Source organism: Vibrio sp. 10N.222.48.A3 (assembly GCF_041475345.1).
Classification (GTDB): domain Bacteria; phylum Pseudomonadota; class Gammaproteobacteria; order Enterobacterales; family Vibrionaceae; genus Vibrio; species Vibrio tasmaniensis_A.
The window spans coordinates 1-474 of the sequence record NZ_JBFRVX010001063.1 but is presented as its reverse complement, the minus strand read 5'-3'; the positions used below and the strand labels follow the sequence as shown (position 1 = coordinate 474).

The window sequence follows — 474 nt, the reverse complement described above, 5'->3', positions numbered from 1 at the left end:
TAAGTCATAACGCTCTGCATATTCAGCCATACCTGAGAACGGGCCGTGAATAATCGTAAAACGAGGGTCATCAATCTTTTGTGCTTCGGCAATCGCTTGTGGATCGCGGTCGATACTAAAGAGTCTTCCATTCTCGCCCAGTTTAGACAGGATTGTACGGCTGTGACCACCACGGCCAAAAGTACCATCGATATAGGTACCGTCAGGTTTGATCGCAAGTCCGTCAATAGATTCGTTAAGCAATACTGAAATATGTTTGAATGCTTCTGTCATAGTCTTCTCAGTGAATGGATTGAGCCATTAGTTCGGCAATAATATGTTCTATTAACGTTTTAGTTTACTGATTTCGCGCCGTATCTCCACCATATTGTGTATAGGCTTTGGGAATTTTTGACCCAAGCTCATATCAAGATGATGGATTCTAAGGAAATCTAAATAATTAACGTCAATATAAAGCAAAAAACCCATCACTAC

At 40.9% G+C, this 474-nt stretch carries 1 protein-coding gene; it reads right to left on the bottom strand.

The features are described 5' to 3' along the window. Positions 1 to 273 (bottom strand): 16S rRNA (cytosine(1402)-N(4))-methyltransferase (gene mraW / locus AB4653_RS23625; RefSeq protein WP_372105463.1); only part of this gene is annotated, 273 nt, incomplete at its 3' end. Positions 274 to 474: the final 201 nt, after the last annotated feature.